This is a genomic window from uncultured Nostoc sp. (assembly GCF_964245445.1).
Classification (GTDB): Bacteria; Cyanobacteriota; Cyanobacteriia; order Cyanobacteriales; family Nostocaceae; genus Nostoc.
The window spans coordinates 1-9452 of the sequence record NZ_CAXTNE010000288.1; the positions used below are offsets into that span (position 1 = coordinate 1).

Here is a 9452-nt window from a genome sequence, read left to right on the forward strand (position 1 = left end):
TTCCACCGGAATTAACTGTGCTTTTTCATCTTCTCGAAAGTCTAAAGAATTACTGGAGCTTAGGCCGTTCTCTTCGGCTGCTAAGAGAATCGAGACTGCCATCCGTCGCAAATCCCAAACGTAGGGCCCAAGATAACCTTCATCAAAGTCAGTGGTATCAAAGACGTCATTATCGTTGCTATCCCTCATTCCCCCAAGATTTTGCAGATGCATATCCCCCTCTAACCAAATGGCACAGGTAGAGGAATTGACAAATCCTGAACCTGGTAATATTTGCATATCACGATAAAAGATGTGAGCCGTCCCTCGATAGAAGGCGAAGGGGCTAGCTGCCATCAAATGCATCTTCGTTGCCAGTTCTTGCGGTAATTGAGAAGCAAAGGGATGGTTGTATTGGTAAATTTCATTTTCCACCCAAGTTGAACGGGGAGTTGCAGCAACCCTCCCTACCATAGTAAATATAATCCTATAGAGCGCTGCTGGGGCATTCTTGAACAGCATTGGAATGGAACCAAGCTTGTTGATGTTGAAACTATGCTCTCATGGGCTTCTAGCATGACTTGGAAAGGGCTACATCCAATTTTGACTTTAAGCAACATTGTTTACCAAAAAGGGATTTCTCTGACTAAGAAAGCCATGAAGCAAGTCGAGTCGAGATTGCAGAGAAATCCACTTTTGCCCAAATGGGATATCTTGATTCGACCACTTTTGCTGGTAATTTCTTTTTCAAAAATCACCTAAAAAGCAACAAGTTAGAGTAGGCGATGGGCTATGCCCCACCGTAGGCGATCGCACCAAGTAAGCGACTAATAGCTCAAATTATCAGAATAATTGGCAGGGGCAGAGGCGATCAGCGATCGCTTTTGAATCCAACTAATGATTCTTGGCAGGGAAATAACCAAAATCCGATTTTTCAAGCTAGTTCCCCATGTGATAAATCACACAACTAGGGCATGAAAATCTCTTTCCCTTTTCCCTTTCCCCAGTCCCCACTCCTCAGCCCCAATCCCTATTTTCAAGCTAATCAAAATGGTGAAGCAGAGTATCTTATGAAAATCGGTTATTCTCTAAAGTTAGCGTAGACTGTAAAGGCTTGTCGCAGACATCGCCCTTCAGGATAGATATGTAGATCGTATTGCGATGATATTACCAACAATATTAGCTACTTAGTCCTGCGGTTGGTAAAGATACTCTGACATAAGACTTGGGTCAACACGCACCTCACTTTTGTAAATGATTTTAATTAAAAACGGCTTCAATACTCAATTTGAGCAGCCCAATGATGAGTTACCTCCGTCAGAGTAGCAAGATTTAGAATGCTATTTTTGAGATTTGTATCAGAAATCTATTTGCTAATTTACTCACTAAGTTGGTAATATTCAGACTACGTTAAATAACGTGCTTGATGCAACAACCGCAATTCAAGGAGCAGAATTTTGGGGTGAGATTGTCATAGGGTTTTGGATAAAGGGTAGTAGGTTTTCCACTACCTTTTATACCTTAACTAAGAGTGTGTGATGAGCGACAGATGAGCGAGTGTATGTGAGGAAGGTTTAATGAAGCCCCAGAGATTAAACTATTTTTTCTGGCAGAGTTTATTGCTAACTACTTCCGTGGTGGTGTTTACAATTAAGCCTCTGCGTGTTGCCGCTCTCCCTATTATAGCAGCAGAAATACCAGCTAGTAACCAGCAACTATTACCTGGACAAACGAGCACAAAGTCAGTTGCACCGATTAGAGAGATTCGCAGTCTCAACCAAATAGAGCATCCGCTTACCGATGCCCAAAAGTTAGTACAGTCGCCAACACCCACTGACCAAACAGAACTCACATCAGTGACTGGAGTAAACGTCAATAGTACTGATAAAGGTTTAGAGGTGATTTTAGAGACTAGCAGTAAGAGCGATCGCTTACAAGTAACTCCAAAAACTGAGGGTAACTCTTATATTGCAGATATACCTAACACTCAGTTGCGTTTGACTAGTGGAGAGAGTTTTCGTCAAGAGAAGCCAGCAGCAGGAATTACTGAGATAACTGTTACCAATGTAGATGCTAACACCATCCGGTTGACGATGACGGGTGAAGCGGGTGTCCCAACAGTGGAGTTATCTGATAGTAATAAAGGTTTGGTGTTTGTAGTAAAAAGTACTACATCCACTACCCAAGCAGCACCATCTGGGGAAACAACTTCACCGACACAGCAACAACAGACTACGCCAGAGTTAAAACCAAAGCCGACTGAGGAACAGCAACAGCCTATTGAGTTAGAAGTGATTGGCACACCAGAAACAGGTTATCAAGACAGTAATGCAAGTGTGGGAACGCGGACAGAAACGCCGATACGGGATATTCCCGCTTCTATTCAGGTAGTTCCCCGCCAAGTTTTGCAAGACCAAGGATCATTTCGTGTCCAAGATGCAGTCCGAAATGTTGGTGGACAACCAGGTACTAACTTTGGTCGTTCTGGAGAGACTTTTATCTTACGAGGCTTTACCCAAAGTAACAATTACCTGCGTAATGGTGTAAGAGATGCGAAAGCGATTAGTGGAATTGTCATTCCTACCACAAACATAGAAAGAATTGAAGTTCTCAGAGGACCCGCCTCAGTTTTATATGGCTTTGGTGACCCTGGTGGCACAATTAACATAGTCACCAAACAGCCTCTAAGTGAGCCATATTACGCTTTTGAATTCGCTGGTGGCAGCTTCGATTTTTATCAACCCGCGATCGATATTTCTGGTCCTTTAACTGATGATAAAAAGCTTTTGTATCGCCTCAATGCTTCTTACTATAATGCAGACGGTTCCACTGATCTTTTTAGAAAAGAGTATTACTTTGTTTCACCTGTTATTAGCTGGCAGATTGGCAAAAATACGAACCTGACCTTTGAGGCAGATTATACAGATTTACGGTTACGGGAACTATGGGGTCAGCCTGCTGTCGGGACTGTGCTACCTAACCCCAATGGCAAAATTTCCAGGGATCGTTCGATTATAGAGCCTACAGATTACAGTAATAGAAGAACAGCACGGATTGGTTATCGATTTAAGCATAGCTTCAGTGAAAATTGGTCATTGAGCAACGCTTTTCAAGCTTGGATTTGGCGACAAGAACAATACAATACAACTGCTACAAGACTAAGACCAGATGGTCGGACTTTAGAGCGGACAACACAAGTTAATGCTTCAAGCACTGATGCAATCGATGGGGGAACTACTAATTGGAGTATTTTTACTTTAGACACAAATGTTGTTGGTAAATTTCAAACTGGTGGCATCCAGCATCAACTACTAATGGGCTTTGATTTATATAAAGATGTTCAAGGCCCATTTGCGCGTATTTTCCGAGCCACAGAGCCGATTAATTTGTATGAGCCAGTTTATGGTAAGCCTTTGGGTCGTGTTACCTCAGCAACTAATGCTAAAACTAGATTAGATAATTTAGGTCTGTATGTTCAAGATCAGATCGCTTTAACTGACAATCTGAAGTTGGTTTTGGGTGGGCGTTATGACCTTTCAACAAGTATCATTACAGATTATGTAGCTTCAAGTGTTTTTACTCAACCTGACGAAGCTTTTAGTCCACAAGTAGGCGTTGTTTATCAACCGAGTAAAACAGTTTCTCTCTACGCTAACTATAATCGTTCCTTTCTCCAGGTTACAGGTACTACAGCTTTTTCCGGCTCTAGAGCTGCTGATGGTAGTTTCTTTCAACCTCAGCGCGGGACTCAGTATGAAGTTGGAATCAAGACTGATTTTCTGGATGGCAAATTGTCTACAAATCTTGCCTTGTATGAAGTTACTCTGTCAAATGTTTTGACTATCGATCCAGTTAATCCTCGGTTTTCTATTCAAGCCGGTGAACAACGAAGTCGAGGTGTAGAGTTTAATGTAGCGGGAGAAATCTTACTAGGATGGAATATAATTGCTGCTTACGCTTACACGGATGCAGAAATTACTAAAGATACCGATAGAAGCAGAATCGGTAACCAATTACCTAATGTACCTGAAAATGGCTTTAGTTTATGGACAACTTATACAATTCCCAAAGGAGAGTTAAAAGGGTTGGGGTTTGGTCTAGGACTTTTGTATGTTGGTGAACGACAAGGAGACTTGTTGAACTCTTTCCAATTGCCATCGTACTTAAGAACAGATGCAGGAGTATTTTACCGCAACAATAAATTCCGGCTGGGAGTAAATTTCAAGAACTTATTTAATATCGATTATGTTGACATTGGCGGAAGTAGCTTATCGATTTTTCGAGGCGATCCGTTTAATGCAGTGGTGACATTAGACTGGCAGTTTTGAGCAGAGAAGTTGTCATTTTATGGATAGGTATAGAAGAGGACAAACAAAAGTTACTAGGCGCTCATTGCTGCTAGCAACGGCTGGGCTATTGCCAGTTGTCACTTTAGGCAGTTGTCGTCAAAAAAACAAAACAGTCTTTAGAGAGCAAAACTCTGACAGTCAAAAGCCCAGAGTTGTAAGATTTGGCTATGCTCGCGGTGGACTCGTAAATCTAATTCAAATGAAAGGTAGTTTAGAGAAGCGTTTAGCACGATTAAATGTCTCCGTCGAGTGGAAATTATTTGCGGCTGGGCCTCAACGTATGGAAGCCCTGAATGCAGGATTAATTGATGTCGGGCCTGCCTCTGATGCCACCCTGGTATCTCCAATGGCAGCTGGTGTACCCTTAGTGATTTTTGGTGCTGAAGTAGCTAGACCATTAGCTTTGGCTGTTGTAGTACCTCAAAACTCTCCCATCCAAAACATTTCTGACCTTAAGGGTAAGAAAGTTGCATATGGCAAGGGCTGGAATTTACACTACCTATTAGTCAAAGCACTGGAATCTAAAGGACTGCGACCTGATGATATTCAATCGGTATACGTCAAATCGGCAGCAGAAGCGATAGAAGTTTTTCAATCAAAATTTGTTGATGCTGTGGGAATTTTTGATCCATTCTTTGCTATTTTGCAAGCCAAAGAGAAGGTACGTATCCTGTTTGATGGCACTGGTTTTACATCAAATCGCGTTTTCTATATTGCTTCTCCCACATATGCCCGCGAACACCCTGACATCTTAGCGGCGATTTTAGAAGAATTACGCTCGTTTGGAGATTGGGCAACCAAAAGTCCTCGTGAAGTTGCTCAACTTTTCTCTTCTACAATCAAACTCCCAGTTGCTCCTTTAGAGGTAGCAACACGGCGACAACAGTTTAAGATAGTGCCTATTGATCGGCAGATTATCGTAGAACAACAACAAGTCTGTGACACATTTTTCCAACTTGGACTAATTTCAAAACAGATTCAAGTAAAAGATGCATTTATTAAACTTAATGGTTAAAGTTTAAGTTGAAATTTCTGAATTTATAGTTGGCAGAACTGTATTATGAGAAAAGAAAAATTTCCCAATTACTATATCCAATTGCTAATGCCTTGGTGCATACCCTTGTTAATAGTTTTCTTGTGGCAATTGTTCTCTTTTTATGGCTTGATTCCTACTAGAATTTTGCCTGCTCCAATAGATGTAGTAGGTGCAGCATTCCGACTGGCTAAAAGCGGGGAATTATTTATTAACATCGGTATTAGTGCCGCACGAGCAATAACGGGTTTCTTTGTCGGCGGCAGTATTGGATTTTCTTTAGGGTTGCTTAATGGCATTTTTCCAATTGCCGAAAAATTGTTGGATACTTCCATTCAAATGCTCCGTAACATTCCTAATTTAGCTTTGATTCCTCTGGTAATTTTATGGTTTGGTATTGGAGACTTCGCCAGGCTATTTCTCGTGTCATTGGGTGTCATGTTTCCTCTTTATTTGAATACGTTTTATGGAATTAAAAACGTAGATATAGGATTAATTTAAATGGGACTCCTTTATGGATTAAATATTTGGGATTTGTTTTGGCGGATTATTTTTCCTGGAGCGATGCCTTCAATCTTAGTCGGTGTACGCTATTCTTTAGGAATTATGTGGCTGACGCTGATTGTAGCGGAAACTCTTTCTGCTGATTCTGGGATTGGTTATATGGCAATGAATGCCAGAAAATTTATGCAAACTGATGTAGTAATTTTGAGCATCTTGCTTTATGCCTTATTAGGTAAACTAGCAGATGTTGTAGCCAGGTGGTTAGAAAGTTATTGTTTGCAATGGCATCCCAATTACATAAAACTTAAGCATCAACTATGACAATTCCGAAAGTTTAATTACATGGAATTTGAACGTCGTGGAATGCATTTAAAACTCAAAGAAGTGAAAAAGTCTTTTGGGACTTTAGCTGTATTGAGGGGCATAAATTTAGAGGTAAAACCAGGAGAATTTGTAGCAATTGTAGGTCGCAGTGGTTGTGGCAAGAGTACGATATTACGCCTAATTGCCGGACTGGACGTGCCGAGTGTCGGCGTTGTATTTTTGGACGGCAAACCATCGCTGAAGCTCAACCCAAGGGTGCGGATGATGTTTCAGGATGCACGTCTTTTACCTTGGCAACAAGTACTGGCAAATGTGGAGCTTGGCTCGCATGGCTCTAAAGTATATGTGCGGCAAACTGCTTTAAAAGTTCTCAATTCTGTAGGACTTTGCGATCGCGCTGGTGACTGGACTACTATACTTTCTAGCGGACAACGCCAGCGGGTGGCGCTAGCAAGAGCATTGGCAAGTAAACCTGCTTTATTGCTTCTAGATGAACCCCTCGGCGCTTTAGATGCTTTGACTCGTATTGAAATGCAGCAATTAATAGAGAGTTTATGGCCGGAAGAAAAATTTACTGCACTGCTAGTTACCCACGATGTCGAAGAAGCCGTGGTTTTAGCAGACCGAGTTGTATTGATTGAAAACGGTGAGATAATGATGGATTGTCCAATTCCCCTTCCGCGTCCTAGAGCAAGGGGAAATGTTGTGTTTGCTCAAACAGTAGAACAGATTTTGCAACGTGTGATGGGCAAGCAGGAAGACTGTTAGGAATTAGGGGCGATCGCTAAATCCTTCCCTCAGTAACTAAAATATATTTATACTAGCTAAGTAATGTTTGTACTGCGAAAGTATAATTTGAGCCACAATGAGTTTTCAATTTCTATTTTTGACAATAAAAAAGGTAGGATTTTTAAGTAGCAATAGTTTTGAGATAGAGATTATCTACCTTAATGGAAAAAAATATATATGCAACTTTAGATTTAAGCAAATCATTATCAGATTTTTCTTCGGAAGTTACAAAATCTTTAGAATTGACAAATATCAAGCAAATTGAACCCTCGTAAATTGGCAGAGGTACTGATATTAGGAACTATTTCATCGATGTGCGTGAAGTTAGCATTGAAATGTGTAAACATCATATTTAGGGGTAAAAAATATCTGACAAAAAAGAGCGAAATTGGTTGGTATGTTTTCTACGGCTTGTATTAGTTGCCTATCAAACATCAAAGCCCAAAGAAATTTCTAAAACTGTATGAAATGCTACTTATACCAACTTAATTGGTAGGTATTTTGTACTGAACAAATGCTCTGTTTATTGAAATTTGGGGCTTTTGAGCCAAAGTAGCAGGTAAAAAGCAACCACCCGCAAAAATAATTTGCGCTTGGCAAGCAAATTTGCAATTAATGTGATAGTCTTTTAGTATGGGGAATTAAGACAGCGAAAGCACAGTCATGTCGTCAAAGAGAAATGATATAAACTCAAAGACCAGACTTTCGCCTTGGCAGATGCGATGTTTAAATCCGCTACGGCTTTTTGAAACCAAGAGACAAAGCCAATGAAGCGGGATAGTGACCTCCGTAATAACTTGAAGTCCATTAGAACTCGTTTAGGCATAAGCCAACAAGATTTGGCTAACATCGCTAATGTGACTCGTCAGACTATTAGTGGTGTAGAATCGGGGCAATACGCTCCCTCAGTAGCCATAACACTTCGCTTGGCCAAAGCGCTTGGCTGTCAAGTTGAGGATCTATTCTGGTTAGAGCGAGATTTACCTGAAATTGAAGCTGTTCTTGCCAAACCTGTTCTTAATGGTCAGCAACTGCGAGTTAGCATGGCTCGTGTAGGAGAACAATTGATAGCTTATCCCTTGATTGGTAAGGATGCTTTTCGCCAAGATATGATTCCGGCTGATGGTGAAGCAGTTGCGGTGGTGAGGCAGTCCGATCTTCTCCCAAGGGGAGACGCCAAGGGCGATAGCGCAGCGTTAGCGAGTCATCGAGCGTCTGGGGGTTCCCCACAGGAGGAACTGCCGAAAGGATTCCCCGGCATAAGCAAACTGCTGAACCCGAAGAGTGAGGGTGAGACTTGCACAGGTACAAATAAAGTTCGAGTCCGTCTTTTAGACGATAATCTTGACACACTTCACAACACCGTTGTGATTGCTGGTTGTGCCCCTGTGATTTCATTATGGGCAAGAGCCACTGAACGCTGGCATCCCCAATTGCGAGTCCAATATAACTTCGCCAATAGCATGGCTGCATTGCACAGTCTGTGCAGAGGTGAAACGCACATCGCTGGGATGCATTTGTACGATCCTGAGACTGGTGAGTATAATACTCCCTTTGTTCGAGATGTTCTGGCTGGCAGGGAAGCAGTTCTGATTACCCTTGGTGTCTGGGAGGAGGGACTTTTATTGAAGTCAGGGAACCCAATGGGAATTAGAACAGTTACTGACTTAGTGGCTGGGGGAGCGACTATTGTCAACCGCGAAATAGGTTCCGGTAGTCGAATGCTTTTGGAACAAACACTCCAAAAAGAGCAAATACCGTTCGACACTGTTCAGGGCTTTAACAATATACTCAAAAATCACCAAGATGTTGCCCAAGCTGTAGTAGAAGGAATTGCCGATGCTGGTATGAGTACGGGATCTGTAGCTACCGCTTTTGGACTGGGATTTATTCCTTTAAATCGGTCACGATATGATTTGGTGATTCTCAAGGAATATTTGGAAGAAGCACCTGTACAGCGGTTACTCAGTACTTTAGGACATCGGATGGTTCATTCCCAATTTGAAATTCTTGGCGGTTACGATATCAGCAAAATCGGGGAAGTTGTAGCGACTGTTTAGAGCGGATTGCAATGGTTGGTTGTGTGGTTCAAGGAAAATTTTGCGTAAATTTATTAAATCCTGCTGCAACCACTCTTTAGGTATGAGCAACCTTCAGTGGATTACAACAACTGATAATGCTGAATTCGTAATACTCGCCAAATGCGATAAGCAAGCTACATAATTCGTAATTCGGGTTGAATTTGAGTTTCCGGCTTTGAATCTGTAACTTTCTTTTTCCAATTGGTATTATACCAATTCAATTCATGACTGCAACATATCCTTGGGTAAAGACGCGATGAATCGCGTCTCTACAAATGGTTTATTTGTCGCTTTCTTTTTTCCAATTGGTATTACTACCGCTAGAGAAATCATTTGAGTAGACTTGTCGCTAAATAAGATTTAAAAAATGATGAAATGGACTTCTCAACTTCA

The 9452-nt window shown here is 41.5% G+C and carries 6 protein-coding genes and 1 pseudogene; 6 read left to right on the forward strand and 1 reads right to left on the reverse strand.

The window, feature by feature from the left end; all coding sequences use genetic code 11:
- A partial coding sequence (locus ACFE90_RS31795; RefSeq protein ID WP_375506315.1) for a DUF2252 family protein occupies nucleotides 1–453 on the reverse strand: 453 nt, incomplete at its 3' end.
- A gap of 33 nt (nucleotides 454–486) precedes the next feature.
- Here ACFE90_RS31795 and ACFE90_RS31800 point away from each other — a divergent pair.
- The 6 genes and pseudogenes from ACFE90_RS31800 to ACFE90_RS31825 all read left to right on the forward strand — a co-directional run bounded on the left by ACFE90_RS31800 (nucleotide 487) and on the right by ACFE90_RS31825 (nucleotide 9038).
- The gene (locus tag ACFE90_RS31800; protein WP_375506320.1) at nucleotides 487–741 is read left to right on the forward strand and encodes a hypothetical protein; all 255 of its coding nucleotides are present in this window, start codon (nucleotides 487–489) and stop codon (nucleotides 739–741) included.
- 815 nt (nucleotides 742–1556) lie between these two features.
- Nucleotides 1557–4307: a TonB-dependent siderophore receptor gene (locus ACFE90_RS31805; RefSeq protein ID WP_375506316.1), complete on the forward strand. Its 2751-nt coding sequence runs from the start codon at nucleotides 1557–1559 to the stop codon at nucleotides 4305–4307.
- A 19-nt stretch (nucleotides 4308–4326) separates the two neighbouring features.
- Nucleotides 4327–5343 (forward strand): aliphatic sulfonate ABC transporter substrate-binding protein, encoded by a 1017-nt coding sequence (locus tag ACFE90_RS31810; protein ID WP_375506317.1) that lies wholly within the window; start codon nucleotides 4327–4329, stop codon nucleotides 5341–5343.
- A 45-nt stretch (nucleotides 5344–5388) separates the two neighbouring features.
- Nucleotides 5389–6186: pseudogene (locus ACFE90_RS31815) on the forward strand (ABC transporter permease subunit).
- Between the two features lie 21 nt (nucleotides 6187–6207).
- Nucleotides 6208–6957 (forward strand): ATP-binding cassette domain-containing protein, encoded by a 750-nt coding sequence (locus ACFE90_RS31820; RefSeq protein WP_375506318.1) that lies wholly within the window; start codon nucleotides 6208–6210, stop codon nucleotides 6955–6957.
- Nucleotides 6958–7745: 788 nt separating this feature from the next.
- Nucleotides 7746–9038 (forward strand): substrate-binding domain-containing protein, encoded by a 1293-nt coding sequence (locus ACFE90_RS31825; protein WP_375506319.1) that lies wholly within the window; start codon nucleotides 7746–7748, stop codon nucleotides 9036–9038.
- Nucleotides 9039–9452 lie beyond the last annotated feature (414 nt).

What these genes read in the sequence shown, in the direction of transcription:
- ACFE90_RS31805 (WP_375506316.1), top strand. Translation starts at nt 1,557, where the DNA reads ATGAAGCCCCAGAGATTAAACTATTTTTTCTGGCAGAGTTTATTGCTA.
- ACFE90_RS31820 (WP_375506318.1), top strand. Translation starts at nt 6,208, where the DNA reads ATGGAATTTGAACGTCGTGGAATGCATTTAAAACTCAAAGAAGTGAAA.
- ACFE90_RS31825 (WP_375506319.1), top strand. Translation starts at nt 7,746, where the DNA reads ATGAAGCGGGATAGTGACCTCCGTAATAACTTGAAGTCCATTAGAACT.
- ACFE90_RS31810 (WP_375506317.1), top strand. Translation starts at nt 4,327, where the DNA reads ATGGATAGGTATAGAAGAGGACAAACAAAAGTTACTAGGCGCTCATTG.